Origin of the sequence: Paraburkholderia diazotrophica, assembly GCF_038900755.1 — a bacterium.
GTDB classification, from domain to species: Bacteria; Pseudomonadota; Gammaproteobacteria; order Burkholderiales; family Burkholderiaceae; genus Paraburkholderia; species Paraburkholderia diazotrophica_A.
In genome coordinates this window covers 257,394-281,710 of record NZ_JBBPEN010000001.1, presented here as the reverse complement: position 1 = coordinate 281,710, position 24,317 = coordinate 257,394, and the positions used below count along the sequence as shown (strand labels likewise).

At 60.9% G+C, this 24,317-nt stretch carries 30 protein-coding genes; 13 read left to right on the top strand and 17 right to left on the bottom strand.

Annotation, left to right across the window (positions count from 1 at the left end; genetic code table 11):
• Nucleotides 1-286 precede the first annotated feature (286 nt).
• Entirely contained in the window at nucleotides 287-505 is a 219-nt protein-coding gene (locus AABE10_RS01350) for a hypothetical protein (protein WP_342931501.1), read from the top strand.
• 60 nt (nucleotides 506-565) lie between these two features.
• Here AABE10_RS01350 and AABE10_RS01345 read toward each other — a convergent pair whose 3' ends face one another.
• Nucleotides 566-1,465 carry a hypothetical protein gene (locus tag AABE10_RS01345; protein ID WP_342931500.1) on the bottom strand — a complete coding sequence of 300 codons (900 nt, stop codon included), beginning with the start codon at nucleotides 1,463-1,465 and terminating at the stop codon, nucleotides 566-568.
• A 214-nt stretch (nucleotides 1,466-1,679) separates the two neighbouring features.
• Between AABE10_RS01345 and AABE10_RS01340 the strand changes: the two genes are divergently transcribed.
• The 4 genes from AABE10_RS01340 (at nucleotide 1,680) to AABE10_RS01325 (ending at nucleotide 4,560) form a co-directional block, all read left to right on the top strand.
• Nucleotides 1,680-2,213, top strand: a complete 534-nt coding sequence (locus AABE10_RS01340; protein ID WP_342931499.1) for a carboxymuconolactone decarboxylase family protein — start codon at nucleotides 1,680-1,682, stop codon at nucleotides 2,211-2,213.
• A 212-nt stretch (nucleotides 2,214-2,425) separates the two neighbouring features.
• A complete protein-coding gene (locus AABE10_RS01335) occupies nucleotides 2,426-2,830 on the top strand; it encodes an FKBP-type peptidyl-prolyl cis-trans isomerase (RefSeq protein ID WP_090864343.1) in 405 nt (134 codons plus the stop codon).
• 289 nt (nucleotides 2,831-3,119) lie between these two features.
• A complete protein-coding gene (locus AABE10_RS01330) occupies nucleotides 3,120-3,617 on the top strand; it encodes a protein tyrosine phosphatase (protein WP_342931498.1) in 498 nt (165 codons plus the stop codon).
• A gap of 97 nt (nucleotides 3,618-3,714) precedes the next feature.
• Nucleotides 3,715-4,560 carry a CHAD domain-containing protein gene (locus tag AABE10_RS01325; RefSeq protein ID WP_342931497.1) on the top strand — a complete coding sequence of 282 codons (846 nt, stop codon included), beginning with the start codon at nucleotides 3,715-3,717 and terminating at the stop codon, nucleotides 4,558-4,560.
• 55 nt (nucleotides 4,561-4,615) lie between these two features.
• Here AABE10_RS01325 and AABE10_RS01320 read toward each other — a convergent pair whose 3' ends face one another.
• The 3 genes from AABE10_RS01320 to AABE10_RS01310 all read right to left on the bottom strand — a co-directional run bounded on the left by AABE10_RS01320 (nucleotide 4,616) and on the right by AABE10_RS01310 (nucleotide 5,895).
• On the bottom strand, nucleotides 4,616-4,807 hold the full coding sequence (locus AABE10_RS01320) for a DUF3562 domain-containing protein (protein WP_342931496.1): 192 nt from the start codon (nucleotides 4,805-4,807) through the stop codon (nucleotides 4,616-4,618).
• A 234-nt stretch (nucleotides 4,808-5,041) separates the two neighbouring features.
• On the bottom strand, nucleotides 5,042-5,395 hold the full coding sequence (locus AABE10_RS01315) for a hypothetical protein (RefSeq protein ID WP_342931495.1): 354 nt from the start codon (nucleotides 5,393-5,395) through the stop codon (nucleotides 5,042-5,044).
• An 80-nt stretch (nucleotides 5,396-5,475) separates the two neighbouring features.
• Nucleotides 5,476-5,895, bottom strand: a complete 420-nt coding sequence (locus AABE10_RS01310) for a secondary thiamine-phosphate synthase enzyme YjbQ (RefSeq protein WP_342931494.1) — start codon at nucleotides 5,893-5,895, stop codon at nucleotides 5,476-5,478.
• Between the two features lie 216 nt (nucleotides 5,896-6,111).
• Here AABE10_RS01310 and AABE10_RS01305 point away from each other — a divergent pair, with 216 nt between their 5' ends.
• Both AABE10_RS01305 and AABE10_RS01300 read left to right on the top strand, forming a co-directional pair.
• Complete coding sequence (locus AABE10_RS01305) at nucleotides 6,112-6,378, top strand: cupin domain-containing protein (protein WP_342931493.1); 267 nt, start codon at nucleotides 6,112-6,114, stop codon at nucleotides 6,376-6,378.
• A gap of 136 nt (nucleotides 6,379-6,514) precedes the next feature.
• A complete protein-coding gene (locus tag AABE10_RS01300; protein ID WP_342931492.1) occupies nucleotides 6,515-7,372 on the top strand; it encodes an oxidoreductase in 858 nt (285 codons plus the stop codon).
• Here AABE10_RS01300 and AABE10_RS01295 read toward each other — a convergent pair whose 3' ends face one another.
• The gene (locus tag AABE10_RS01295) at nucleotides 7,373-8,047 is read right to left on the bottom strand and encodes an antibiotic biosynthesis monooxygenase family protein (RefSeq protein ID WP_342931491.1); all 675 of its coding nucleotides are present in this window, start codon (nucleotides 8,045-8,047) and stop codon (nucleotides 7,373-7,375) included.
• A 15-nt stretch (nucleotides 8,048-8,062) separates the two neighbouring features.
• Nucleotides 8,063-8,455 carry a RidA family protein gene (locus AABE10_RS01290; RefSeq protein WP_342931490.1) on the bottom strand — a complete coding sequence of 131 codons (393 nt, stop codon included), beginning with the start codon at nucleotides 8,453-8,455 and terminating at the stop codon, nucleotides 8,063-8,065.
• Nucleotides 8,456-8,672: 217 nt separating this feature from the next.
• Between AABE10_RS01290 and AABE10_RS01285 the strand changes: the two genes are divergently transcribed.
• Nucleotides 8,673-9,149, top strand: coding sequence for a glycine zipper 2TM domain-containing protein (locus AABE10_RS01285; RefSeq protein ID WP_342931489.1), 477 nt, complete (start codon nucleotides 8,673-8,675; stop codon nucleotides 9,147-9,149).
• An 87-nt stretch (nucleotides 9,150-9,236) separates the two neighbouring features.
• On the opposite strand, the gene AABE10_RS01280 is transcribed toward AABE10_RS01285, so the two are convergent.
• Entirely contained in the window at nucleotides 9,237-10,775 is a 1,539-nt protein-coding gene (locus AABE10_RS01280; protein WP_342931488.1) for an NADH-quinone oxidoreductase subunit M, read from the bottom strand.
• A gap of 385 nt (nucleotides 10,776-11,160) precedes the next feature.
• Between AABE10_RS01280 and AABE10_RS01275 the strand changes: the two genes are divergently transcribed.
• Nucleotides 11,161-11,409 (top strand): hypothetical protein, encoded by a 249-nt coding sequence (locus AABE10_RS01275; protein ID WP_342931487.1) that lies wholly within the window; start codon nucleotides 11,161-11,163, stop codon nucleotides 11,407-11,409.
• A 93-nt stretch (nucleotides 11,410-11,502) separates the two neighbouring features.
• On the opposite strand, the gene cyoD is transcribed toward AABE10_RS01275, so the two are convergent.
• The 4 genes from cyoD to cyoA are packed head-to-tail and all read right to left on the bottom strand — an operon-like array spanning nucleotide 11,503 to nucleotide 15,355.
• Nucleotides 11,503-11,838: a cytochrome o ubiquinol oxidase subunit IV gene (gene cyoD, locus AABE10_RS01270; RefSeq protein ID WP_342931486.1), complete on the bottom strand. Its 336-nt coding sequence runs from the start codon at nucleotides 11,836-11,838 to the stop codon at nucleotides 11,503-11,505.
• Nucleotides 11,839-12,444 (bottom strand): cytochrome o ubiquinol oxidase subunit III, encoded by a 606-nt coding sequence (cyoC, locus tag AABE10_RS01265; protein WP_342931485.1) that lies wholly within the window; start codon nucleotides 12,442-12,444, stop codon nucleotides 11,839-11,841.
• Nucleotides 12,444-14,456, bottom strand: coding sequence for a cytochrome o ubiquinol oxidase subunit I (gene cyoB, locus AABE10_RS01260; protein WP_342931484.1), 2,013 nt, complete (start codon nucleotides 14,454-14,456; stop codon nucleotides 12,444-12,446). Before cyoB ends, cyoC begins: the two co-directional genes overlap by 1 nt.
• Before the next feature lie 2 nt (nucleotides 14,457-14,458).
• Nucleotides 14,459-15,355, bottom strand: coding sequence for a ubiquinol oxidase subunit II (cyoA, locus tag AABE10_RS01255; RefSeq protein ID WP_342931483.1), 897 nt, complete (start codon nucleotides 15,353-15,355; stop codon nucleotides 14,459-14,461).
• Between the two features lie 283 nt (nucleotides 15,356-15,638).
• Here cyoA and AABE10_RS01250 point away from each other — a divergent pair, with 283 nt between their 5' ends.
• The 4 genes from AABE10_RS01250 (at nucleotide 15,639) to AABE10_RS01235 (ending at nucleotide 18,885) form a co-directional block, all read left to right on the top strand.
• Nucleotides 15,639-16,064: a DUF1810 domain-containing protein gene (locus tag AABE10_RS01250; RefSeq protein ID WP_342931482.1), complete on the top strand. Its 426-nt coding sequence runs from the start codon at nucleotides 15,639-15,641 to the stop codon at nucleotides 16,062-16,064.
• 180 nt (nucleotides 16,065-16,244) lie between these two features.
• Entirely contained in the window at nucleotides 16,245-16,697 is a 453-nt protein-coding gene (locus AABE10_RS01245) for a transcriptional repressor (protein ID WP_342931481.1), read from the top strand.
• 197 nt (nucleotides 16,698-16,894) lie between these two features.
• Entirely contained in the window at nucleotides 16,895-17,557 is a 663-nt protein-coding gene (locus tag AABE10_RS01240; protein WP_342931480.1) for a response regulator, read from the top strand.
• Entirely contained in the window at nucleotides 17,554-18,885 is a 1,332-nt protein-coding gene (locus tag AABE10_RS01235; RefSeq protein ID WP_342931479.1) for a sensor histidine kinase, read from the top strand. The genes AABE10_RS01240 and AABE10_RS01235 overlap by 4 nt, the downstream gene beginning before the upstream one ends.
• A 21-nt stretch (nucleotides 18,886-18,906) precedes the next feature.
• Here AABE10_RS01235 and AABE10_RS01230 read toward each other — a convergent pair whose 3' ends face one another.
• The 6 genes from AABE10_RS01230 to AABE10_RS01205 all read right to left on the bottom strand — a co-directional run bounded on the left by AABE10_RS01230 (nucleotide 18,907) and on the right by AABE10_RS01205 (nucleotide 24,310).
• Nucleotides 18,907-20,358 carry a heavy metal sensor histidine kinase gene (locus tag AABE10_RS01230; RefSeq protein WP_342931478.1) on the bottom strand — a complete coding sequence of 484 codons (1,452 nt, stop codon included), beginning with the start codon at nucleotides 20,356-20,358 and terminating at the stop codon, nucleotides 18,907-18,909.
• Entirely contained in the window at nucleotides 20,358-21,035 is a 678-nt protein-coding gene (locus tag AABE10_RS01225) for a heavy metal response regulator transcription factor (RefSeq protein WP_342932226.1), read from the bottom strand. Before AABE10_RS01225 ends, AABE10_RS01230 begins: the two co-directional genes overlap by 1 nt.
• Before the next feature lie 179 nt (nucleotides 21,036-21,214).
• On the bottom strand, nucleotides 21,215-21,688 hold the full coding sequence (locus tag AABE10_RS01220; RefSeq protein ID WP_342931477.1) for a type VI secretion system tube protein Hcp: 474 nt from the start codon (nucleotides 21,686-21,688) through the stop codon (nucleotides 21,215-21,217).
• A 60-nt stretch (nucleotides 21,689-21,748) separates the two neighbouring features.
• Entirely contained in the window at nucleotides 21,749-22,243 is a 495-nt protein-coding gene (locus tag AABE10_RS01215; protein WP_342931476.1) for a lysozyme inhibitor LprI family protein, read from the bottom strand.
• The gene (locus AABE10_RS01210) at nucleotides 22,230-22,808 is read right to left on the bottom strand and encodes a lysozyme (protein ID WP_342931475.1); all 579 of its coding nucleotides are present in this window, start codon (nucleotides 22,806-22,808) and stop codon (nucleotides 22,230-22,232) included. Before AABE10_RS01210 ends, AABE10_RS01215 begins: the two co-directional genes overlap by 14 nt.
• A gap of 638 nt (nucleotides 22,809-23,446) precedes the next feature.
• Nucleotides 23,447-24,310, bottom strand: coding sequence for an ABC transporter permease (locus AABE10_RS01205; RefSeq protein ID WP_342931474.1), 864 nt, complete (start codon nucleotides 24,308-24,310; stop codon nucleotides 23,447-23,449).
• Between the last annotated feature and the right edge of the window lie 7 nt (nucleotides 24,311-24,317).

Genomic DNA, 24,317 nt, shown 5'->3' with positions numbered 1-24,317 from the left:
CGCGTGCGGCACGCTAGAAGCGCTGCCGTCGACCATGAAACCGACCATGAAAGTCCGTCACGCGGATTGCAGCTTTTCCATACGCTGACCAGGGTTGAATCGCAGCGTCGGCGCGCGCGCGGAACGCGACAGGGCGAATCGCCGTGCTGCAACGCAAGGCCGCGTGTGGCGCCGGGCACATAGACAAAGGCCTGGCGGGCAATTTGCCATGCTACGATGCCGTCATCCGCCGGGAGAAACCCAGCCCCGGATTGCATCGCACTTTCTTCGCTGCAGGAGGCTTGCCATGCACTTCGACTACAAGGGATTTCATATCGACTGCCGGGCGAGGCACGACGAAGACGGCCACTACGTCGCCCAGGCCAAGCTCACTCGGGCGGCGACGGCGAATACGCCCCCGGAAGTGCATCAATCCGGCGACATCGATTCATTCGTCGACGAATCGGACGCAGTGACATGCGCGCGCACATGGGCGATCGAATGGATCGATGAAAACTGGGACTAGCCGCATTGCTTTATTGCCCGGCTTCCGCGGTCCCACGCCGCGTGGAAGAACACGCCATGGCTATTGCGCAGTTTGCTGGCGCCGGTACTCATTCTTCTTCATGTCCAGGTACTCTTGCCGGTCGAGTTCGTGCAACTGGCGCTGATACTGCTCGGTTGCATCGAACCATGTCGCGAAGCGTCGAGCGACGCGCTTGTCGGCGGGTATTGCAAGCGAAGCCAGATACGCGTCGATCGCGAGGTAGTAGCGCATCGTATTGCGTTCGACGAGCCCGCGCACGCCGCCGATGTAATCGCCGTCCGGCGCCTTCGTAAAGCCCACTTTCGCGCTGCCTATCGTCGCGAGATAGGCCTTCATCGCGATGCGCCCCGCTGTGCCGAATCCATACGAGTAGGTGAGATGCAGGAAGGTGCGCCCGTTGCCGATGTCGGCGGCTTCGAGCACGATGCGATAGTCCTTCGTGCTGAGCGGTCCCGTCGCTGCGCTCAGATCGACCTGGAAGTAGTCGGGGCTCGTCGCCACCGAACGGTAGTTGAACTGCACGCGGTACGTGTCGCCGATTTCCTGTTCCGTCTTCTTGCCCACGTTCATGCTGATGGTCGCGCCGTTGGGGCCTGAAGCAGCATGACAGTACTTCGTGTTCAGATGCAGGATCAGCACTTCGCACCAGTTGGCGGGGCCTTGCTGCGGATCGTTGAGCGCGCTGTTGACGAGCTCGAACGGATAGTCGACGACGGCGTAGATATCGCCCTTGAGCGTGTTCTGCGTTTCTTCCGAGTCGAGATGGATCGGGCGATGAAATGCGTTCGACTTGAGCTGCGGCGCGAGCGCGTCGTACTTGTCCCTGAGCGCCGTGGCGTTGTCGTCGGCCCATGTCGGCGCGCCGAGCGACAGGCCCAGTAGCGTGAGCACCATGAACGCAAGTCGCCTCGTAATACGCATGATCCGCTGAGTGCTCATGACGGCGCTCCCGCTGACAGATCCGTGGCTGGCCAAGCCGGCCGGGCAAGTTCGGCACGAATATAGCAGAGGCGCGCTGACATGCGGATGAGCCGTTCGAGCATAAAGCTGATTTGAACCGGCATTCATTGCAGCAACGCTCGTTCCTAGAATGGTCTCCATGCGTTGACCCCGTCGCGCAAACACCTCTCGATCAACCTTTGGAGCACACATCATGGGACGTCTCAATAGCCAATCCGTCAGCGAAGCCACCGGCCAGGCCGCCGATCTTTTCGCGGGCATCAAGCGCGCGGTCGGCATGGTGCCGAATGCGTATGTCGACATCGGCACGAACAGCCCTGCTGCGCTGCAAGTCGTGCTGAGCACGGGCGACGCGCTGAGCAAGGGCGCGCTGTCGCGCAAGGAAGTGGAAGCCGTCAAGCTCGCGATCAGCGGCGTCGCGGATTGCGATTACTGTCTCGCGGCTCACTCGCTGGCGGCCCGCAAGGCCAGCATCGCGGCGGACGATATCGCCGCGCTGCGCGAAGGGCGCGATACCGCCGACGCGCGTCTGAATGCAATCGCAGCGTTTGCGCGCACGGTCTTCACGACGCGTGGCACCGTGCCCGTCGAAGTCGTCGATGCGGTGAAGGCCGCGGGCTATAGCAACCAGCAGATCGTTGAGACGCTGCTCGCAATCGCCGACATCACGTTCACGAACCTGTTCAATCGCGTGAACGATACCGTCGTGGACTTTCCGAAGGTCTGACGCAACGGCAAGCCGCTCGCGTCGAGTGGCTGTGTGCAATGTCGATATGCCCGTGACTGGCCGTGTGTCGTCACGGGCGTTTTGCGTCGATCGCGTATCGCTGCGCGGCAGCGCGTCTCCGTGGTTTCATTTGTAGCGATTTGATTCAGCGCTCATGCCGCAAACGTTCGATCCGCTAGAATGAGGCTCGCTTTTTAACCAAGGAGATTCGCGTGAAATCAGTTGTTGCCCTGCTCGCCGCAGCCGCGCTCGCGTCAACGGCGCTCACCGCTCAAGCTGCATCGACGGAAAAACTGCCCTCGGGCGTCGTCGTCGAACATCTGACGCAGGGAAGCGGCCCGCAGCCCACGGCCGCCGATGTCGTGCGCGTCAACTATCGCGGCACGCTCGCGAACGGCACCGAGTTCGACAGCTCGGCCAAGCACGGCGGTCCGGCAGAGTTTCCGCTCGGTCGCGTGATCCCTTGCTGGACGCAAGGTGTCGCGACGATGAAAGTCGGCGAGAAGGCAAAGCTGACCTGCCCGGCCGCAACGGCTTACGGCTCGCGCGGCGTCGGTACGATCCCGCCGAACAGCGATCTGACATTCGAAGTCGAACTGCTCGCGATCGTCAAGTAACTAGCTCTTCGCGCAGCGCCTCGCCATTCCCACGCGATTATGTCGTGGCGGCGGCGCTGCACACTTTCCCGCCTTGCATTCCACATCGTGACGAGCGCAAGCTCCGGCGGCGCAAATCCCGTATTGAATCGTTTGATTATCGTTAACGCTGGTTGGCAGAAGGCAAATTGGCGTGATACCTAATTGGTCTTGCGGCGAGTCAGATGGACGATTGGGATTCTGTCACCAATATGAAAAACTGCGCGCTCAGAATCCCGCAAAAAATAAGATTTGCACGACGGGGTATAGGGTGACCAGAAAACAAAGGGTGCTGTTCCTCTGCAAGGACAACGCAGCGCTTAGCATCTTGGCGGAAGCCTTGCTGCGCGAGTTGGACGGATTGCATTTCGACGCTTTCAGCGCAGGTCTCGAACCCGCCGACAAGGTCGACGCGGCGGCAATGGGAGAGTTGCGTCACGGTTTTTCCAGCCTGGAGCTGCTCAATCCGAAGAGCTGGCTCGAGTTCACGAGCGAATGGGCGCCGCAGATGGACTTCGTCATTAGCTTGTGCGACGAGTCGTCGCGCGTCGACGTGCGCGCGTTTCACGGCCGCCCGCAATTGCTCCACTGGACGCTGACGCCGTCTGCGCGCTCCGCTGCGGGCGCGTTCGAATACGCGTTCTGGCAGATATTGAAGCGCGTCGAAGATTTCATTGCCGCGCAACGCCGCCCATGGCCGTCTTTGAAAATGCCGTCGGTTGCGCCGTGCGCGCCCGATGCGTGCGACCTGTTGATGAGCGGCCAATAAGGCGGCTCCAACGCAGCCAGCGAATGCGGCTGCATCGGGAACCTGATTTGCTGGTCGGTATGACCGGCGCCGAGTGCTCGCACAATCAGGGAACCCGATGAAAGTCGAAGCCAATACCGAAGCCAGTCGTGCAGTGCCGCACGACGACACTGCCGAAGCCCATTTCTCTCACTATGCCGCGCCGCTGATCGACAGCGCGCTTGCTTGCGCGGCCGCGCTGCGCGCCAATCCGGACGCGGAGGTGCTGCACAAGCTTCGCGTGTCGTTGCGGCGCTTGCGTTCGTTGTTGTGGGCATACCGGCCGCTCCTCGACGAAACGTTCGACGCGCAGCAACGCGCGCTCTTCAAGTTTTTCGCGAGCGCTGCCGGTAAGACTCGCGACTGGGACATCCTGATCGGTTTGCTCCAAGAGACAGCCGATACTCAAGGCGAACCCCGCGAGGCGCTCCAAACGGCGCGTGCGAAGTCGCTCGACGCGAGCCGCGAAACGCTCGCACACGCCAACGTGAAGAGCGCGCTACGCGATGCGCTCAAGGAAGCGAACCGCGAACTGAATACCGCGCACGATCGCACGCCGCTGCCGAAGTTCGCGCGCAAGCGGCTCGCGTCGGCGCAAAAGTCGATGAAGAAGCGCATGAAGCGCGCGGCGCATGCGAAGCGCTCGGACTACGCGTCGTATCACGAAGTGCGCAAGGCAGGGAAGAAGCTCCGCTATCTGATCGAGTTCTTCGAGCCGGTACTGAAGAAAAAACAGGTGAAGTCCGTCAGTTCGCTGAAGAAGCTTCAGAAGCGCTTCGGCGAGTTGAACGACGTCGTCGCGAGTGAACAGTTGTTGCGCGACAACCCGAGCGTGTTTTCCGACGAAGCGTTGAGCGCTCGCGCGCTCGACTCGCTTGCGAAGGAACGCAAGCGCCGCATGCGCGCCGCAGCGAGGTTGTTATGACAGACGCAAACGATGCTCTTCGGCCTTGCCTTTCGGCGGGCCGCTCGACGTCCTTTCAATGCCCTGTTCGCGAACGCAGTGTCTCGCGCACGCGCTTCGCCGCGAAGAGCGGCACATAGTCGAAAACGCGTGCTTCGCGCCGATAGTCTTCGACCGCGTCGGTGTACATCTGCGATACGACTTCTTCGGGACTGTCCGTGGATTCCGCGATTTCATGCACGATCTTTTGCGCGTCGCCAGTCTTCATCCGGGTCTCCCATCGTTCGGTCGGTAGTCGGGAGCTTGAATTGAAGAACACACGGCCTGTGACTGCCAATAGAACTTCGCAATCGATGGGCCCGGCCCGGTGCCGTTGTACCGAAGTGCGCGAAGAATGCCTGATTGATCAGACAGATAGCGCGCGTGCACAAGAACTTTTCCACAGGCCTGTGCACAGAAATTGTGGATAACGCGGAGTCGAATCGAAGACAAAGGCTCGCCGTCATTGTAGCCACTTGCGTACGTCTCTTTCCCAGTCGGGCTCGCCACAGCCTTTCGGGTTCTCGGGGCCGAGGACCGTAATATAGCCTCTGCTCTTCATGCACGATTCGTACGCGCGCACCTTCGTGCACTGGCCCAGACCCGAATTCATCGCGACCGTTTTGCATTGCGAGATCGAGTGATCCATCGGCCCGAAGTCCATGTCGCTCGAGCGGTTTAGCGTCGGCGCGTCCGCGCCTGCCGCCGACAATTCGACAGGGCCCATATGCGTGCAGGCCGTCGCGAGCAGCGCGAGCGCCGCCGCCGCCGTAAAGCATGCATGCAAAAGGCGGCGAACGTGGGCGCGCATTGTCATGATTCAGTTCCTTATTGATGATGCAGGCTCATAAGCGAATGCATCCTGCGAATGATGGTCGTGTTTAAGCACGAGACGTTTCATTCGCCGATCAGATGCAACACGATGTCGCGTTCCTGTGGCCGCGCGCGGTGCTCGAACAGATAAATGCCCTGCCACGTGCCGAGCACCATGCGGCCGTGTTCGACGGGGATCGAAAGCTGCACCTGCGTCAATGCGGTGCGCAGATGCGCGGGCATGTCGTCGGGGCCTTCCGTGTCGTGCTCGTATCGGCCGGGGGCTTCGGGCGCGAGCATCGCGAAGTGCCGTTCGAGGTCGCGTTGCACCGAAGGGTCCGCGTTTTCCTGAATCAGCAGCGACGCCGACGTGTGCCGGCAAAACACGGTCAGCATGCCCGTCTGCATCGACTCGTCGGCCACGAATGCGGCGACGTCCGCAGTGAAATCGAACAATCCGCGAGCGCGCGCCCGCACGTTCAGATGTCGAATGGCCTGGCGCATGAATCGTTCTCCGTGTGCCCATTGCGTTGTGTCGTTGCGAAATGCAATACCTGCCGATCAGTTTACCGCGCGCTTCGCGTTTCATCTTCAGCGGCGAGCAGAGCCGCGGTACATCGATTGCTGTGCGTATCGCGCAGCCGATTTCGTTTTGCAAAAAGGGCTACGCTGGCAGTGCCGAATCGCTCGCCGTCGAACGGCAACTGAAAGGAGACCGGCATGGAACGGGACGAATTCATCGACGCACTGAAGCGCGAAGGCTTCGCCGAAATCGTGACGGTGACGCGCGATGCGCACGGCACGCTCGACGATCACGCTCATCCTTTCGAAGCGAAAGCGTTGGTCCTGCACGGCCGGTTGACGTTGCGAGTCGGCGATATCGAGCGCGTCTATCAGACGGGCGACGTATTTCATTTGCACGCAAACGAAAACCATTCGGAGCGTTTCGGGCCAGACGGTGTTCAGTATCTGGTCGGCCGCAAGTGACGGCAGTGGGAGTGCGCGACAGTCGTGGCAGCCTCGCTGCAAGGTCCGCGTCGAGCCGTTAATATTTTTTGGACCGCGCATCGACGCGCGATGCGCCTGCGCGTTACCGATCACTTCACTTTCGAGGAGGCCCTGAATGACGACGACGCCCGTCTGGTTCATCACTGGCTGTTCAACCGGCTTCGGCAAGGAACTGACCCGCGCCGTGCTTGCGCGCGGCTGGCGCTGCGTGGCGACGGCGCGCAATGTCGCGTCGCTTGCCGATCTGGCCGAGCCCGGCAGCGATGCCGATGCGCGTCTGCTGCGCGTGAAGCTCGACGTGACGGACGACGCGCAAATCGCGGCCTCCGTCGATGCCGCGCAAGAGCGTTTCGGCGCGATCGACGTGCTTGTGAACAATGCGGGCTACGGCTATCAGTCGTCGGTTGAAGAGGGCGATGAGGACGAGATACGCGCGCAGTTCGACGTCAACGTGTTCGGCCTCTTCGCGATGACGCGCGCGGTGCTGCCGGGCATGCGGGCGCGCCGCAAGGGGCATGTGCTGAACATCACATCGGTCGCGGGTCTCGTGGGCTTTCCGGGCTCGGGCTATTACGCGGCGACCAAGCATGCGGTCGAAGGATGGTCCGATGCGCTCGCAACGGAAACTGCGCCGCTCGGCATCCGCGTGAGCTGCATCGAGCCGGGCCCGTTTCGCACCGACTGGGCGGGCCGTTCGCTGAAGCAGACGCCGAACCGCATCGACGACTACGCGGACACAGCGGGCAAGCGCATGCAGGCGACGGCGCAAACCAGCGGCCATCAGCCCGGCGATCCGGCGCGCGCGGCCCAGGCGATGATTCGCATCACCGAAACGGACGAGCCGCCGCGTCATCTCGTGCTGGGCGCGTTCGGCGTCGATGCAGTGTCGAAGCGCCTGCATGCGGCGCTCGCCGATATCGACGCGTGGCGTGACACGAGCGTCGGCGCAGACTTTCCCGATGGCGCGAAGTAATCACTCAGGCCGTGGCGCGTCGGGATAGTATTGCGGCGCTTCGCGCCGGTCGTACATGCCGTAGTCGCGTATCACGCGCACGCTGCGCAGCCGCGCGCCATCGGGCAGCGCGAGCGCTTTCGCGTAGTGTCTGGCGGCCTGCTCGTCGCGCCATGCCGTGAGAAGAATGACGTCTCCCGGTGTCAGCACGGCGTCGAATACGTCCCACGTAACGAGGCCTGCTGCACCGTCATGCAGGCCCAAGTCGATCGCAACATCGTGCGCGCCCGCCTGCTTTACCCATTCGGCTTCGCGGCGCGCGTCGATCAGCACGATCGTCGTCGCGTCGCCTGTCTGCGTTTCGTCGAGCCGCTGTTCCTCGATCGCGTAGCCTTCGGGCGGGTGTGTGTCGTGCGTCACCTGGCCGACGCGCAGATGATAGTCACGAAGCGTCTGCGCGCGGCCCTTCTCCTGCATCCCGTGATGCAGCGCTTGCGTGCGCCAGCGCACGAGCGCTTTTTCATCGCGCCAACCCGATAGCGACAGCAGCCATCCTTCGCGTGTGAGACTGCGATAGCGAATGTTGTCGATGAAACCATCGATCTGCTCCAGTTCCGGCTTCAGCCTCTTCGCATAGCCGAGATACGCGTCAAATTGATCGGCGTGCGGACGCACTTCGAACAGCACTGAAAACATCGTGTTCCCCCGTATTCAAACGGTTGCAATGCAATCGATTTCGATATCGAAATGTCCCGGCCACGCGGGCACGCAAACGAAAATGCGCGCGGGCGGTTCTTTCGGGAAATATCGCGCGTAGATGGCATTGACGGTTGCGAACTGCGCGACGGAAGTGCAGTAGACATTGCACTTCAACACATTATCGAGCGACGAGCCCGCTGTCTCGACGCACAGCTTCAACTGCTCGAGCACGAGTTCGGTTTGACGTTCGAGCGGCGCATCGACGACTTCGCCCGTTGCCGGATCGAACGGTGGCAGACCCGATACATAGATCGTATCGCCGTGCCGCGTGACGACGGAAGTCGGCGCCTTGAATCGTTCGAGCCAGCTCGACAGCGGTTCGACCCGTATGATCGCGCGTTTCATTGCCGTACTCCTCGTGCGTGATGTCGAAGCCATCGTAACGCCTTCGGCTGCGATGATGTTTCAGAGCGAAGCGAAATGACAGGCGAGCGCGAGTGGAAACGAATGCGTGCAGCAAACCTTGCTCATTCGTCGCTCATTCTTCGAGCCTACGATGCACCCATCGATTCAACGCGCAGCGCGCCGCACCATCCGGCGCGTTGTGATGAGAGGGGAAATCATGAACAGGTCATGGGTCAAGGCATGTGCATCTGTACTCGTCGTTTCGCTCGCACTGAGCGGCTGTGCGACGTTCGACGGATCGGCCAATGTCTATTCGGCGTCGCAGGCGCAGCGTGAAGAGACGGTGCGCTTCGGCACCGTCGAAAGCGTGCGCGGCGTCACCATCGATGCGAGCAACGGACAGCCCGCCGTACTCGGCGCACTGGGCGGCGGGCTCCTGGGCGCTGTCGCGGGAAGTGCGATCGGCGAAGGGCACGGCTCGCTGCTGTCGAGCGTCATCGGCGGCATTGCGGGCGCGGTGGCGGGCGATCGGGTGCAGAACCATTTCGCGCAGAAGCATGGCGTCGAAATAACCGTGCGGCTCGATGACGGCTCGCTGCGCGCCGTGACGCAAAGCGTCGACGGTCCGATGTTCCATGCGGGCGAACGCATCCGCCTGTTGTCGAGCGGCGACGTGACGCGCGTGACAGTCTGAGCGACGCGCGACGCTCAAAAGCAAAACGGCCTCGCAATGCGAGGCCGTTTCACGTTCCGTTCGGGCAATTAATGCAGGCAATCGCGCTCAACCCGGCAGGCGATTCGCAACGGCCACCGTTGCATGGTTGTTCGACGCGACGCCCGTGCCCGTCGGCAGCGCGGAGCCTTGTGCCTGCGCGACGAGATTTTCCGCCGACGGGCCGATCGCGTCGGTGAAGGTTTTCGGATGCACGCCGATCGCGAGCACCAGCACGGCCATCGCGCCGAGCAGCACGAACTCGCGCTTGCACAGATCGCGCAGGTTCGCGACGCGCGCATTGCGGATCGCGCCGAACATCACGCGCTTGTACATCCAGAGCGTGTACGCGGCGCTGAGGATCAGCGTCAGCGCAGCCGTCGCGCCGATCCAGAAGTTGAAGCGGATCGCGCCCATCAGCACGAGAAATTCGCCGACGAAGCCCGACGTGCCCGGCAGGCCGACGTTCGCCATCGAGAAGAGCATCGCGAACGTCGCGAGCTTCGGCATCGAGTTGGCGACGCCGCCATACGCGTCGATCGCGCCGCTCTTCGTGCGGTCGAACAGCATGCCCGTGCACAGCAGCATCGCGCCCGCCACGATGCCGTACGACAGCATCTGCACGACGGCACCTTCCGTGCCCATGCGGTCGAACGTGAAGAGGCCCAGCGTGACCAGACCCATATGCGCGACGGCGGAGTACGCGAGCAGCTTGCGCATGTCCGTTTGCGCGAGCGCGAGCAGGCTGCCGTAGATCACTGCGACGAGCGACAGCGCGATCATCGCGGGTGCGAAGAAGTGGCAGGCATCCGGCACGATGGGCAGCGCGAAACGCAGCAGGCCGTAGCCGCCCATCTTCAGCATGCCGAGCAGCACGGCCGCGCCCGTCGGGCCGTCCGAGTGCACATCTGGCAGCCACGTGTGCACGGGCCACATCGGCACCTTCACCGAGAACGCAGCGAGGAAGCCGATGAACACCAGCAGTTGCGGCGTGAAATCGAGCTTCAGCGCGCGCCACGCGGCGATGTCGAACGTGTGCGACTGCGCCCACAGATAGATCAGCGCGGCGAGCATCGCGAGCGAGCCGACCAGCGAAAAGAAGAAGAAACGCACGGCCGCGTAGACTCGGCGCTTTTCGCCCCACGTGCCGATCAGCAGATAGAGCGGAATCAGCGAGGCTTCGAAGAAGACGAAGAACAGCATGCCGTCGAGCGACGCGAACACGCCCTGCATGCAGCCCGACAGCAGCAGGAACGCGCCGTAGTACTGCGCGACGCGCTTCGTGACCGTGTCCCACGACGCGATCACGATGATCAGCGTCGTCACCGACGTCAGCACCGTGAACCACAGCGAGATGCCGTCGACGCCGAGGTGATATGAGATGCCGAAATCGGGCAGCCAGCGCAGCTGTTCGGAGAATTGCATCGACGCCAGCGACGAATCGAAGCCGGACACGAGCGGGATGACGGGCAGGATGCTCACGGCCGCGCCCGCCAGCGCGAGCCAGCGCGTGCGGTTCGGTGCGCTCTCGGAGCCGGCGGCCAGCACGACGAGGCCAGCAAGGATCGGGACCCAGATCAGGAGGTCGAGGACTGATGGGAAGTGCATTTACTCGTTCGACGCGAATAGCAGGCCCTCGCCTGAAAAGGCGAAGGAAGAAAAAACCTTACATGGACATTTCGACGGTCGGCCCCTGAGCGGAGCAGGACGATGCGCAGACTTGCGCACGCGCTTAACCAAAACGCATGAGGCGGTCAGGGTTAACGAGCATACATCAAAACAATAATGTTGCGCTGCCACAAGTCCCAATTTAATTTGTTGCAGAACTCGCTATTGACATTGATCTGCTGGCCTGAGCAGGCAGGTTGCGATGCACAAAAAAGCGGCAGTGGAACCGTTTCCATACGATCGAACTCAACGGCTGCTTACAGGGCTTGCCCTAGATTGAAGCGGCGGTTGTTCGCGATACGCTTAAGTCGCGAGGAGACGAATCATGAGAAAGGTGTTCCACATCGCCGTTATTGCCGTTTTAGCTTATCTGGTTGCGGACCGGGCGCTGTTGCACGCGCAGGCTCGCGAAGCCAGCACGTTTGCTTGCGCTCAGGGCGCGGAGCAGGTGAAGCTCGATGCGCTAGGGCGGGGATTCGACGACGCTGCCGCGAGCAGCCAGGGTGAGGCGTTCAGGTCGGGGTGTCTCGTGACGGGACGCGGCCGTCCGACGGAGATGCTGGCGCGCAACTAATGCGCCAGTGATGCGCTATTGAAGCGAAAGGGCAGGGGAACGTGCCGGCTGCACGATACGGCGTGTGCAACCGGCATCGGGCGATGTGCGCGCTTAACGCGACATCATGTTCATGCTGACGTTATGCATGACCCACAGCGTGCCGCCGATCACGATCACGGCGGTCAGCACGGTGTACGCAAACGCCGTCAGGTTCCAGCGCTGGCTCGACGAGCCGTTCATGTGCAGGAAGAAAATCACGTGCACGATGATCTGCACGAGGCCGAGGCCCGCGATCGCGTAGATCGCCTGGGTGCCCGTCAACGCGCCCGTCAGCACCACGCCGAATGCGGCTGCCGTCAGGATGACGGCCAGCACGAAGCCGATCATGTAGCTGCCGAAGCTGCCGTGGTTTTCTTCCGAATGCGACGAGTGAGAATGGCTGCTCATTTAGATCACGCTCGCAAGATAGACAAACGAAAAGACACCGATCCACACGATGTCCAGGAAGTGCCAGAACAGGCTCAGGCACGTCAAGCGGCGCAGTTCGCGTTCGCCGAGGTCGCGCGCGCGAACTACCTGGACCATCATCACGATCATCCACAGCAGACCGGCCGAGACGTGCAGACCGTGCGTGCCGACCAGCGTGAAGAACGCCGACAGGAACGCGCTGCGATCCGGACCGGCGCCTTCCGCGATCAGATGCGAGAACTCGCGCACTTCGAGCACGACGAACGCCGCGCCGAGCACGAACGTCACCGCGAGCCACCAGAGCGTCGCGCTCTTGTTGTTCTTGTGCGCGCCCAGCATCGCGAAGCCGTACGTGATGCTCGAGAACAGCAGGATTGCCGTTTCGATCGCAACGCCCGGAATCTCGAACAGGTCTTTGCCGCTCGGACCACCGGCGAACTGATGGCTCATCACTGCAAACGTCGCGAACAGCGCCGCGAACAGAATGCAGTCGGTCATCAGATACAGCCAGAAGCCGAACACCGAATGGGACGGAGCGTGTTCCGCGTCGTGATGCGGCTCCGCAAGAATGGCTTTTTGAAGCATCAGGCAATCTCCTCAGGCTCGGGCATGCGCTTGGCCGCGCCTGCACCCGATCCGGCGCCGTGGCGCTCTTCGATCAGTTGAACCGTATCGGCCGGGATGTAGTAGTCGGTGTCGTTATCGAAGCTGCGGGCGATCACAGTTGCAATCGCGCCGATGAAGCTCACGATCGCGAGCCACCAGATATGCCACGTCAGCGCGAAGCCCAGCGCGAGGCTGAACGCGCCGATGAACACACCAGCGCTCGTGTTCGACGGCATATGGATGTCGCGGTACACGGGCTCGCTCTTCTCCACCTTGCGGCGTGCCTTGATCTCGACGAATGCATCGAGCTCGCGCACGACAGGCAGCGTCGCGAAGTTGTAGATCTGCGGCGGCGAGGTCGTCGCCCATTCGAGCGTGCGGCCACCCCACGGATCGCCCGTCAGGTCGCGGTTTTCCGGCTTGTTGCGATCGCGGATCGACACGACGAGTTGCAGCACCTGGCACGCGATGCCGCACGCGACGAGCACGGCGCCCACTTCGGCGACGAGCAGCCACGGATGCCATGCCGGGTTGTCGTAGTGGTTCAGACGACGCGTCATGCCCATGAAGCCGAGCACATACAGCGGCGTGAACGCAACCCAGAAGCCGATCTGCCAAAACCAGAACGCCGCCTTGCCGAGCTTCTCGTTGAGCTTGAAGCCGAAGGCCTTCGGGAACCAGTAGTTCATGCCCGCGACGTAGCCGAACAGCACGCCGCCGATGATCACGTTGTGGAAGTGAGCGATCAGGAACAGGCTGTTGTGCAGCATGAAGTCCGCGCCCGGAATCGCCAGCATCACACCCGTCATGCCGCCGATCGTGAACGTGACCATGAAGCCGACCGTCCACAGCACAGGCGTCGTGAACTGAATGCGGCCCTTGTACATCGTGAACAGCCAGTTGAACACCTTCACGCCCGTCGGGACCGCGATGATCATCGTCGCAATGCCGAAGAACGCGTTGACGTCGGCGCCCGAGCCCATCGTGAAGAAGTGGTGCAGCCACACGAGGAACGACAGGACCATGATCGCGCAGGTCGCGTAGACCATCGTCTTGTAGCCGAACAGCGGCTTCTTCGCGAACGTCGCGATGACTTCCGAGAAGATGCCGAACGCCGGCAGGATCAGGATGTAGACCTCGGGGTGGCCCCACGCCCAGATCAGGTTCAGGTACAGCATCGCGTTGCCGCCGGCATCGTTCGTGAAGAAGTGCATGCCGAGGTAACGGTCCAGGCCGAGCAGCGCGAGCGCGACGGTCAGGATCGGGAACGAAGCCATGATCAGTACGTTCGCGCACAGCGAAGTCCACGTGAACACGGGCATCTTCATCAGCGTCATGCCGGGCGCGCGCATCTTGATGATGGTCACGAAGAAGTTCACGCCTGTCAGCAGCGTACCGATACCCGAAAGCTGAATGCTCCACAGGTAGTAGTCGACGCCGACGCCGGGACTGAACTGCAACTCGGACAGCGGCGGATACGCGAGCCAGCCGACCTGCGCAAACTCGCCGATCAGCAGCGAGATATTGATCAGGACCGCGCTGATCGCCGTCATCCAGAACGACAGCGAGTTCAGGAACGGGAACGCGACGTCGCGCGCGCCGATCTGCAACGGAACGATGATGTTCATCAGGCCGACCATGAAGGCCATCGCCATGAAGAAAATCATGATCACGCCGTGCGCCGTGAAGATCTGGTCGTAGTGATGCGGCGGCAGATAGCCGGGCGCGTGATACGCGAGCGCAAGTTGCGTGCGCATCATGATCGCGTCGGCGAAGCCGCGCAGCAGCATGATCAGGGCGACGATGATGTACATCACGCCGAGCTTCTTGTGGTCGACGGACGTGAGCCATTCGGTCCACAGATAACGCCACTTGCCGAAATACGTGATTGCGCCGAGCACGGCGAGCGCGCCGAGGATCATGCCCGCGCCGGCGATCATGATGATCGGCTCGTGATACGGAATGTCCGCGAGGGTTAATTTACCGAACATGCTTACCCCTTGGTCCCGTTAGGCCCACAGTTCGCGTCCTTCATGTTGTCGACGACGTGACCGTTGTTGTAGCGGGCGACGATGTTGTTGAAGAGCTTGGGATCGACCGACGAGAAGTACGACACAGGCGCCTTCTCTTCAGGCTGCGCCACCTTGTAGTAGCGGTCCATGTTGAGGTGATCCGTCGATGCGCGAACCTTCGCGACCCATGCGTTGAAGTCTTCAGGCGTTTCGGCGAGCGTGCGGAACTTCATGTCCGAGAAGCCCTTGCCGCTGAAGTTGGCCGACGCGCCGGCGTAGTCGCCGACTTCGTTCGCCTGGAGGTGCAGACGCGTCTGCATGCCTGCCATCGCGTAGATCTGGCCGCCCAGTTGCGGGATGAAGAACGAGTTCATCACCGTGTCGGACGTGATGCGAAAATTCACTGGCGTACCGACGGGAATCGCCAGCTGATTCACCGAAGCAATGCCCAGATCCGGATAGATGAAAAGCCACTTCCAGTCGAGCGCGACGACTTCGACGTTGATCGGCTTCACGTTCGATTCCAGCGGCTTGTACGGGTCGAGCTCGTGCGTGCTCTTCCACGTCAGGACGGCGAGGAACAGAATGATCAGCGCAGGGATCGTCCAGACGGCCACTTCGATCGCGGTCGAATGCGCCCAGTCCGGACGGTATTCGGCCGACTTGTTCGAGGCGCGATAGCGCCAGGCGAACAGCAGCGTCAGGAGGATGACGGGAATCACGACGATCAGCATCGTCCACGTCGAAGTCGCGATCAGCGACGTCTCGGCGGCACCGATGGGGCCTTTCGGCATGAGCACTTCAAGGTTGCACCCCGATAGCAGGAACGCCGGGGCAATTGAAACGAGACCGACTAACCGGCCCGCGATTTTTTTCATCGTCGCGGCCCTCTCTACAAAATCAAACAAACGAACGCTTGCATTTCCTTGCTCCTTTTATAAGCGCTCGCATAATACGAAAGACACGTGTTGCAGTACAGCACTTTGATGCGAACGGACTATTGCGCAATAAGGAGTGAGACATAGTGTCGCAATGCCGCATTTTTAGGCTTTTCGGGGCGTTCGCGCGGTCGGAAAACCGCCCTTGAAAGTTGTTTGTAGGGAGTGGACGGGTATGCCGGATGCACCGCCAGCGGCATGCGAGAGAACTACGGAGGACGCGATGGACGATCAGTTCGACCTTCGGCGTTTCGTCGAAGCTCAGGCCCCGATTTATGCGCAGGCGCTAGCGGAATTGCGCGCGGGACGCAAGCAAAGCCACTGGATGTGGTACGTGTTTCCGCAGATTCAGGGGCTTGGGGAGAGCCAAATGGCCCAAAAATTTGCGATCACGTCATTGGCAGAAGCTGTCGCATATTTGCAACATCCGGTGCTCGGTCCCCGTTTGAGAGAAGCCACGCAGGCGGTCAATGGAGTCGAAGGATCGACGATCGAGACCATCTTCGGCTACCCGGACTATCTGAAGTTCCGTTCGTCGATGACCTTGTTTTCGAATGCGGCGCCAGGCGACCCGATATTCGCGAACGCATTGGCGAAGTACTTCGACGGCGAGCCGGACGAGCGGACACTCGCGCTCATCTGCAGGTGACTCAACGGGCGGCTCGCGTCTTGCGCGCGAAGCCGCGTCCCTCGAGCGCATCAGGCCGCGCAGCATCGTTGCGCGCGCCATCATGTCAGCCCCGATAAGCGATTCTTAAGGTTCGCACAGCGACAATGTCGCGTCGCGAAGCCCGCTACGAGGCTTTGCCCATCATGACGGGGCACATACATGATTGCGATCTACGCGGCGTTGAAAACGGCTGGCTTGCGTCCGACGTCGAGCCGGGCTGCCGTACTCAAGCTCTTCCATGATTTTCCGAATGAGCACTTCGGCGCGGACCAGGTGTTCCGCAGGCTGTCGCAGGATACGGAAGCGTGCAGTCTCGCGAGCGTCTATCGCGCGCTCGCGCAGTTGCATGAGGCCGATCTCATCTCCAGTGCGTCCCTTGGCGACGCGCGCATCGTCTACGAACTGAATCGCGGCAAGCGCCACTATCACCTCGTCTGCAATCGTTGCGGGCGCATCCAGGATGCGTACGATCCGGGCCTCGAAGAACAGCAGGCCAAGATCGCAGCCGAGCATCACTTTCACTACTCCAGTTCCAATCTGGTGATCTTCGGCCGCTGCGACGAATGCGTGGGCCTGCCCGTCGAATCGGCGCGGCGCGCGGGCGCAAACTGACGCACTCGTTTCGAACCATCTTTCACGCTGCGTCGCCGTCACGGCGACGCGTCTTCATCGACGACTGAAGCAGCACGAGCGGCAATCGCACGCGGATTGCCCCGATCGTTGCGTCGGCATGGCGCGCCGCCCAGATCGCTAAGGGCGCGTTAAGCTTATGGCGCCGACAATGGAGGCTATTCAGGAGAAACAGCGCGATGCGTTTGCTGCTGGTGGAAGATGACGAAATGATCGGCGAGCCTGTCGTGGAGACGATGCGGCGCGCCGGATATGCGATCGATTGGGCGCACGACGGACGCGAAGCCGAGCTGTCGCTGGACCACGACGTCTACGATCTGGTTCTGCTCGATCTCGGCTTGCCGAAGGCCGACGGCATCGATGTGCTCAACCGCTACCGGCGGCGCGGCGGCAGTGCGCCCGTGATCATCCTGACGGCGCGCGATGCCGTCGAAAGCCGCATCGTCGGACTCGACGCAGGCGCCGACGATTACCTCGTCAAGCCATTCGACCTCGACGAGCTTGCTGCACGTGTGCGCGCGCTGCTACGACGCCGCACGGGGCACACCAGTCCCGTCTATTCGCACGGCGATCTGACGCTGAACCCGGCCACGCACGAAGCCACGCTCAAAGGCGAACTGCTTTCGCTCGTGCCGCGCGAATTCAGCCTGTTGCAGGCGCTGATCGAAGAGCCGATGCGTGTCTTCACGCGCCCCGAACTCGAAGAGAAGCTGTATGGGTGGGGCGAGGAAGTGGGCAGCAACACGATCGAAGTGCACGTGCATAGCTTGCGGCGCAAGATCGGCGCGGATCAGATCGTGACGGTGCGCGGCGTCGGCTATCGGCTGAAGAGGTGCGAGTGACATCGATCCGGCGCTGGCTGCTGGGTTGGCTGATCGCCGGTCTGGCTGCGGCAGCGCTGATCGCGGGTTATGGCATCTTCCATACCGCGCGCGAAGAGGCGAGCGAACTGTTCGACTATGAGCTGCGCACTGTTGCGCTTTCCGTGCCCGCGAACATCAGCAGTGTCGATACGTTGACGCACAGCACGCCGGACTTCGAAGGCCTTTCCGACGATCGTCTCTTCATCGAGGTTTGGGATCAGGCGGGCAAGAGCATCTACAGGTCGCTGGACGGCATCGACCTTCAGCGCTTTCCCGCAGGCTTGCGCACGATCGAGCGCGATGAGTATCACTGGCGCGTGTTCGGCGTGAAGGAAGGCGACCGCTTCGTGCAGGTCGCGCAGCCCGTGTCCGTGCGCGACGACCTGGCGCTGCGGCTGGCATTGCGCACGCTTTGGCCATTGGCATTGCTCATTCCCGCGATCATTCTGATTGTGCTCTTCGTCGTGGGCCGTGGGCTTGCGCCGCTCGGCAGCATTTCGCGCGCGCTCGCGACGCGTTCATTCGATTCGCTTGAACCCTTGCGTCTCGATGGACGCATGCCCGTCGAAATGAAGCCGCTCGTCGATGCGCTCAATGACTTGCTGAACCGCCTGAACATCGCTTCGCAGTCGCAGCGCACGTTCGTCGGCGATGCGGCGCACGAGTTGCGTTCGCCGCTTGCCGCGCTGAAATTGCAGTTGCAGGCGGCGGAGCGCGACGGTTCGCTGGTCGGCAGCAAGCAGACATTCGAGCGCATCGAAGGGCGCCTGAACCGGCTGATTCATCTTGTGCATCAGTTGCTGACGCTCGCGCGCGAGGACGCGCAGCGCAGTGCGCGGTTCGAAACGGTGAGCCTGCGTAGACTATGTGAGCGCACAGTCGGAGATTTTTCGCTGCTTGCGGAGGCGAGGCAAATCGATCTCGGTCTGGAATGCCAGGCTGCTCGTGATGCCGGCGATGCCTACAAGGTTCGTGCGGAAGCGCAAGGCATCGAGGTGCTGCTGAACAATCTGATCGACAACGCGATTCGCTATACGCCGCCGGGCGGCAAGGTCGATGTGATTTTGTCTCGCAGCGGCGCGGACATCAGCGTCGGCGTGTCGGACAGCGGGCCGGGCATACCGGAGGCCGAGCGCGAGCGTGTATTCGACCGCTTCTATCGCAGCGCGGGGAACAAGGAGCATGGCAGCGGTTTGGGGCTCGCGATTGCACTGAAGATCGCGCAGCGGCATCACGCGGTGCTTCGGATGGAGAACGATGAAGAGCGGCCGGGGCTGCGGGTTACGTTGGCGGGGTTGCGGGAGTAGGGGTCCACGGCGGACCGACCATCACGGAAACACAAGCACAACCCTCGTCCCGCTCGCGTCGCTTTCCGCATGCACCGTGCCGCCATGCAGTTCCATGATCGTGCGCACGATCGCGAGCCCGAGACCCGTCGACCCCGGCGATCCTTGCGACGAGCGCGATGAAGGCAACGCACTGCGAGACGGATCGATCCGGTAGAAGCGATCGAAAATCCGCTCCAGGTGTTCGGGCGCGATCGGCTCGCCTTCGTTCGACACCGTGACGCGCACGCGATCATCTATCTGATGCGCGTCCAGCACGATCTCCTTGCCGCGCGGCGTGTAGCGCAACGCATTGGCGAGCAGATTGCTGACCGCGCGGCGGAACAGTTCGAGATCGGCGGTGAGCATCGCCGAGCCTGCTACGCGTATGCGCACGTCGGCATCTTCGGCGACGCCTTCGAAATACTCGCCGATGTGCGTCAGTTCCTGCACGGCATCGAAGACGCGCATGTGCTTGACGAACTGCGGATGCTCGGCGCGCGCGAGGAACAACACGTTCTCGATCATCCGCGACAGCCGCTCGCATTCCTCCAGGTTGGAGGCGAGCAGCGCTTCGTATTCGTCGGCGGAACGCGGACGCGCGAGCGCGACTTCCGTTGCGCCGCGCATGTTGGCGAGCGGCGTACGCATGTCGTGCGCGAGGTCCGCCGTGAAGCGCGACATCTGCTTGAAGCCGTGGTCCATGCGTTCGAGCATCGCGTTAAGCGTCGTCACCAGCGTTTCGAGTTCACGCGGCACGCTGGTCACGGCGATACGCGTATTCAGGCGGTTGACGGTGACTTCGCTCGCACTCGCCGCGATATCGCGCACGGGCCGCATGGCCGCGCGTATCAGCAGATAACTCAGCACCGTCGTCAGAATCACGCCGATGATGCCGCAGGTCTTCAGCGTATCGCGATAGTGATCGAGCAGCGCATGGCGGTCGCTCATGTTGCGCGCGATCAGGATGCTGACCGTTTCGCCGTCGCGCAGTTTCGCATCGGTGGCGATGCCGCGTATCGGCGCGCCCGTTGCGTTCGTCCAGCCGGCAATCGAATTTTCCGTGATGCGCGCCGTTTCGGGCACTCGCGCAATGGAGCGCCCCGAAGACAAAATCGAGCTGTCGCCGACGGGCATCGTCGTGCCGAACGTGCTCACTACATTGTGTTCGATCGCGAGTTGCCCGTCGGGATCGAACACTTCCATCGACATGCCCGGATTGCCCAGCACGATGCTCGTGATGCGGTCGCCATGCTCGCGAATGCCCGCCGTCGTATCGATCTCTGCCGCGAGACGGCGAGCGTGGCGCGCGGCGAGCACGATGCTCATGTCGTCCTGCGAGCTGACTTCGCGTTCCAGCGCGCGATAGAGAAAGTTGCCGACCAGCACGAACACCGCGAGCGTCGTCGCGCCGAATGCGAGCGCGAGCGTGGCGGTGATCGAGCGGCCGCGCATCAGGCCGGTTCCTTGATTTCGAGTACATAGCCGACGCCGCGCACCGTATGAATCAGCTTGACGGGGAAGTTGTCGTCGACCTTGCTGCGCAGACGGCGAATCGCGACTTCGACGACATTCGTATCGCTGTCGAAATTCATGTCCCATACGTACGACGCGATCTGCGTGCGGCTCAGCACTTCGCCGTGACGGCGCGCGAGCAGTTGCAGCAGCGAGAACTCGCGCGGCGTGAGGTCGATGCGCATTCCGCCGCGCTTGACGCGTCGCCGGTTCACATCCATTTCGAGGTCGCCGATTCTGATCAGCTCGCTCTCGCGCGGCGGGCCGCGTCGCGCGAGCGTGCGCGCGCGAGCGAGCAGTTCGACGAATGCGAAGGGCTTGACGAGATAATCGTCCGCGCCGAGTTCGAGGCCGCGCACGCGGTCGTCGACGTCATCGCGCGCGGTGAGAAAGAGCACAGGCGTAGTGCGCGTCTCGCGCAGCGTTTTCACGACGGTCCAGCCGTCCATCCACGGCAGCATCACGTCGAGAATGATGACATCGTAGTCTTCCTCTTGCGCGAGGATCAGCCCATGTGAGCCGTCGTTCGCCACTACGACCGAATAGCCGGATTCTTCCAGCCCTTTCTTCAGATAGGCGGCCGTCTTGGGCTCGTCTTCGATCACGAGGATGCGCATCGCCATGCTCCGCTGCGGATTGATTTTTTAATCATACCGGCGTGGGGACGAGGGCTGATTACATTTCGGTAATGTGTGGGCGCTAGTGCCGCTAGTGCCTTTGCAAGCCGTGGGAATAAAAAAGGCGCCTCCGAAGCGGGGTGTGCACATTCGGCGCTTCTTACCCCTGAGTTGCACAACTACCGTTCGATGTTTTCTTTTATGTCGAATGTTGCCGTAACCGCGCCTGCGTTGATACCAGAAATATCCTGAACCTTATACTCCTGCTTGACGCGTGAGAACGATAAGCTCACGTGCTCGGAGTAGTGATCTTCATATATAACTGGTTCGACGGACGTTACAACAACGTCACCCATAGTTACCTTCAGGAATTCGAGGGGATTTCCCCCGGCTTTTCGTGTTGTCAGAATCACTTCGGGAATGTGTCGACCGGTTAGGCAGTAGCGCATAAGGTTAGGGCTTGAACGGTCTATCTGGTGAACAAAATTCAAATCATTAATTGTTGCCTTCCCTGCACCGCCTCCCGATCCGGACATCATCGAAGAAGGTTGCGACACTTTCCAGCGCCAGCTATCAATTTCAATTTCGCCCTTATGTAGAGCATCATGCGATTCGCCAGAAATTCCACTGATCTTCAAAAAAATATCTGCCATATCAGTCTCCTTGTTTCATGTGTTCAAACTGCCGATGCGTCGGAGCGCGCCGTGCGCGTGCTACATTGGATTCTTTAGTAGCGCGTCCAATTCTTTCGTGTGGGCTTGCGTAATCGTAGTCATACACTCCCAAAAACTAATGTAACGACTTGAAGCGGGGCCATTCCTATAGGCAACGCTGTAACAAGTTTCGTCGCGGTAGTTGATCCACGCGGTTCGAGCTTTTGAGAAGTGTGAAAGCGCGAGCGGTTCGTTTTCTTTTTCTGCTTCCGAATCAGACTTCCTGAACGCTGTAACGACCGAATCGAATTTATGTAGCAGCGTCGCTTCTGCGCGCTCGAACTTTGCATGTGCACATTGCTCCATGTCAGCGGTAGACGCATGCTCGCCCGTATCGCACAGATGCGCGATTTCGGCGGGCGCATGACCTGCGAAATACCGTGAAGATGGCTGGAACACGTGGTAGTCGAACTTGCCTGAGTAGATTGTCTCTGCCTGAACAGATCCAGAGAGAGCGAGGACAATTGAAAGCACTACGGGGTCAGTGTGCCGCATCGTAGACTCCAGAAGCAAACAAGCGCGCTTCCTGAAACCTGCGACGTTTTAGATTCTTGTTGTGTCCGACGCGATACGGCAAGATGAAGTCGAACAATTTATTGTATTCGCCGCTATTGACTTTGGTAACGAGTGCGTCAGCTCCAGTGAAAGGGCCGCAATTAAAGACTATGCTAATCAGGGCGTCGTATTCAAACTGGTAGAGCGGCACCCAGATGTCGCGATTCAACCGGCCTTCCATACGGTCCAGGTCGGCTCTAAGCAGGCTCTGTGCGCGTTGCAAGGTAATCTTGTCGCCTACTTTAAGTTGGTCGACGTCAACCACAAGGTGCCCGCAACCTACGGTTGGTAAACCACGATTATCTTTGTAGACTTCCAATATGAATCCGTCTGTGACCTGATGACCCTGGAAGTTCTTCCCGTTGAGCACACCCGATTCCAGCACTGCTACGAATTCAAGCGCGTAACTTGACACGCTCCACGGTTTGCAATGCCGCGATGAATAGGTCGTAAACACTGACCCAGGGTCGGTGTTCGGGGTGCATACGCAAAGCGCGTCTGTCATGCTGACCTCATTAGCTCTACTGCCGAAAAGTTGTCAATATCGCCAAGACTTGCCAAGGTAAGGCTGACAACATTGCTGGTCCAGCCTGTAGGGAGGGGCGCCCGCTGTGCGCATTGAGAACATCAGTAGTGCAAAGCGGAATAGGGCCTTTCCCGTCTTCGTTATCCGACATGTTTCTAGTCTCCGACGAGTAGCGGAATGCAACACGGGCGAGTACATGTCCGGCGACGCCAGGGCGCGGCTATTGCTGCTTGCCCCCGCCTGATTGGAACGGATCCGGTGGTTGCGCGGTATCAGAAAAATTCGAAAAATGTGCAGGATTTTTCAGTGACCGTAGGTTGCCTGTGCACCGCATTACTCGCGATGCATAACCTTGCCCACCGATCTCAGTTACAGCGATAGCGCATGGCCGTTGCGTTGCGGCCATTCAATACGTTCAAGACGATATCGCGTCCAGCAACCCAAGGTCTGACGTACCTTGCGATCCAGCAATTCCGCCTCCCGACTCTTGGCAAAACAGCCACCAGAGTACGCAATCGCTTAACAAGGCTCCACGGTTTTCTACAATGAACCAAAAAAAAAGCGCCTCCAAAAGGAGGCGCTCAATTGCAACAATACAACCACTGCGAGAAATTCAATCAGCTGATATTCGGCCGCCATTTCAGCAAGCGCTGCTCGACGGCCGTCAGCAGATAATCGGCGGCCAGTGCGACGACGGCCAGCACGATCATCGCCGCGAATACGCCGCTCGCATTGAACGCGCCCTGCGCCGTCGAGATCAGCAGTCCGATGCCCTGCTTCGAGCCAAGAAACTCGCCGACCACCGCACCGACCAGCGCAAAGCCGAAGCTCACATGCAGGCTCGCGAGAATCCAGCTCAGCGCCGACGGAATCACCACGGAAGTCGTCACCTGGCGCCGCGACGCACCGAGAATCTGCGCATTCGCGATCATGTAGCGGTCCGCTTCGCGCACGCCCTGGAACGCATTCGCGAACACGACGAAGAACACCATCACGACGGCGAGCGCCACCTTCGATGCCATCCCCAGGCCCAGCGCAATCACGAACACCGAACCGAGCACCACGCGCGGAATCGAGTTGGCGATCTTGATGTAGAGGCTGAACACATCGGAGAGCAGCTTGTTGCGTCCCAGCACGATGCCGCAAAACACACCCGCCACCGAGCCGATGATGAAGCCGAGCCCCGTCTCTTCGAGCGTGACCCATACCTGCGTGAGCAGCGGCCCTTGTGACGTACCATTCACGAACCAGTCGACGATCTGCTCGAAGATCGCCGACGGCATCGAGAAGAAGAACGGATCGATCCACTTCAGGCGCGCCGACAGTTCCCAGCCGCCCAGCACGATCACGAGGACGGCGATGCGCAGCCCGATCACGAGCGCGTTGCGTTGACGGATGCGCTTCTGCGCGATGCGTTCGACCTGCGCGAGCGAACTGGCGTCGAGGCCGGCAGGCATCATGTGTTGAGGCGTAGTAGACATTAAACGA

Excerpts from the sequence above, each read along its gene's own strand:
- AABE10_RS01350 (WP_342931501.1), top strand. The coding sequence starts at position 287 with ATGCACTTCGACTACAAGGGATTTCATATCGACTGCCGGGCGAGGCAC.
- AABE10_RS01345 (WP_342931500.1), bottom strand. The coding sequence starts at position 1,465 with ATGAGCACTCAGCGGATCATGCGTATTACGAGGCGACTTGCGTTCATG.
- AABE10_RS01340 (WP_342931499.1), top strand. The coding sequence starts at position 1,680 with ATGGGACGTCTCAATAGCCAATCCGTCAGCGAAGCCACCGGCCAGGCC.
- AABE10_RS01325 (WP_342931497.1), top strand. The coding sequence starts at position 3,715 with ATGAAAGTCGAAGCCAATACCGAAGCCAGTCGTGCAGTGCCGCACGAC.
- AABE10_RS01320 (WP_342931496.1), bottom strand. The coding sequence starts at position 4,807 with ATGAAGACTGGCGACGCGCAAAAGATCGTGCATGAAATCGCGGAATCC.
- AABE10_RS01315 (WP_342931495.1), bottom strand. The coding sequence starts at position 5,395 with ATGACAATGCGCGCCCACGTTCGCCGCCTTTTGCATGCATGCTTTACG.
- AABE10_RS01310 (WP_342931494.1), bottom strand. The coding sequence starts at position 5,895 with ATGCGCCAGGCCATTCGACATCTGAACGTGCGGGCGCGCGCTCGCGGA.
- AABE10_RS01305 (WP_342931493.1), top strand. The coding sequence starts at position 6,112 with ATGGAACGGGACGAATTCATCGACGCACTGAAGCGCGAAGGCTTCGCC.
- AABE10_RS01300 (WP_342931492.1), top strand. The coding sequence starts at position 6,515 with ATGACGACGACGCCCGTCTGGTTCATCACTGGCTGTTCAACCGGCTTC.
- AABE10_RS01295 (WP_342931491.1), bottom strand. The coding sequence starts at position 8,047 with ATGTTTTCAGTGCTGTTCGAAGTGCGTCCGCACGCCGATCAATTTGAC.
- AABE10_RS01290 (WP_342931490.1), bottom strand. The coding sequence starts at position 8,455 with ATGAAACGCGCGATCATACGGGTCGAACCGCTGTCGAGCTGGCTCGAA.
- AABE10_RS01285 (WP_342931489.1), top strand. The coding sequence starts at position 8,673 with ATGAACAGGTCATGGGTCAAGGCATGTGCATCTGTACTCGTCGTTTCG.
- AABE10_RS01280 (WP_342931488.1), bottom strand. The coding sequence starts at position 10,775 with ATGCACTTCCCATCAGTCCTCGACCTCCTGATCTGGGTCCCGATCCTT.
- AABE10_RS01275 (WP_342931487.1), top strand. The coding sequence starts at position 11,161 with ATGAGAAAGGTGTTCCACATCGCCGTTATTGCCGTTTTAGCTTATCTG.
- cyoD (WP_342931486.1), bottom strand. The coding sequence starts at position 11,838 with ATGAGCAGCCATTCTCACTCGTCGCATTCGGAAGAAAACCACGGCAGC.
- cyoC (WP_342931485.1), bottom strand. The coding sequence starts at position 12,444 with ATGCTTCAAAAAGCCATTCTTGCGGAGCCGCATCACGACGCGGAACAC.
- cyoB (WP_342931484.1), bottom strand. The coding sequence starts at position 14,456 with ATGTTCGGTAAATTAACCCTCGCGGACATTCCGTATCACGAGCCGATC.
- cyoA (WP_342931483.1), bottom strand. The coding sequence starts at position 15,355 with ATGAAAAAAATCGCGGGCCGGTTAGTCGGTCTCGTTTCAATTGCCCCG.
- AABE10_RS01250 (WP_342931482.1), top strand. The coding sequence starts at position 15,639 with ATGGACGATCAGTTCGACCTTCGGCGTTTCGTCGAAGCTCAGGCCCCG.
- AABE10_RS01245 (WP_342931481.1), top strand. The coding sequence starts at position 16,245 with ATGATTGCGATCTACGCGGCGTTGAAAACGGCTGGCTTGCGTCCGACG.
- AABE10_RS01240 (WP_342931480.1), top strand. The coding sequence starts at position 16,895 with ATGCGTTTGCTGCTGGTGGAAGATGACGAAATGATCGGCGAGCCTGTC.
- AABE10_RS01230 (WP_342931478.1), bottom strand. The coding sequence starts at position 20,358 with ATGCGCGGCCGCTCGATCACCGCCACGCTCGCGCTCGCATTCGGCGCG.
- AABE10_RS01225 (WP_342932226.1), bottom strand. The coding sequence starts at position 21,035 with ATGCGCATCCTCGTGATCGAAGACGAGCCCAAGACGGCCGCCTATCTG.
- AABE10_RS01220 (WP_342931477.1), bottom strand. The coding sequence starts at position 21,688 with ATGGCAGATATTTTTTTGAAGATCAGTGGAATTTCTGGCGAATCGCAT.
- AABE10_RS01215 (WP_342931476.1), bottom strand. The coding sequence starts at position 22,243 with ATGCGGCACACTGACCCCGTAGTGCTTTCAATTGTCCTCGCTCTCTCT.
- AABE10_RS01210 (WP_342931475.1), bottom strand. The coding sequence starts at position 22,808 with ATGACAGACGCGCTTTGCGTATGCACCCCGAACACCGACCCTGGGTCA.
- AABE10_RS01205 (WP_342931474.1), bottom strand. The coding sequence starts at position 24,310 with ATGTCTACTACGCCTCAACACATGATGCCTGCCGGCCTCGACGCCAGT.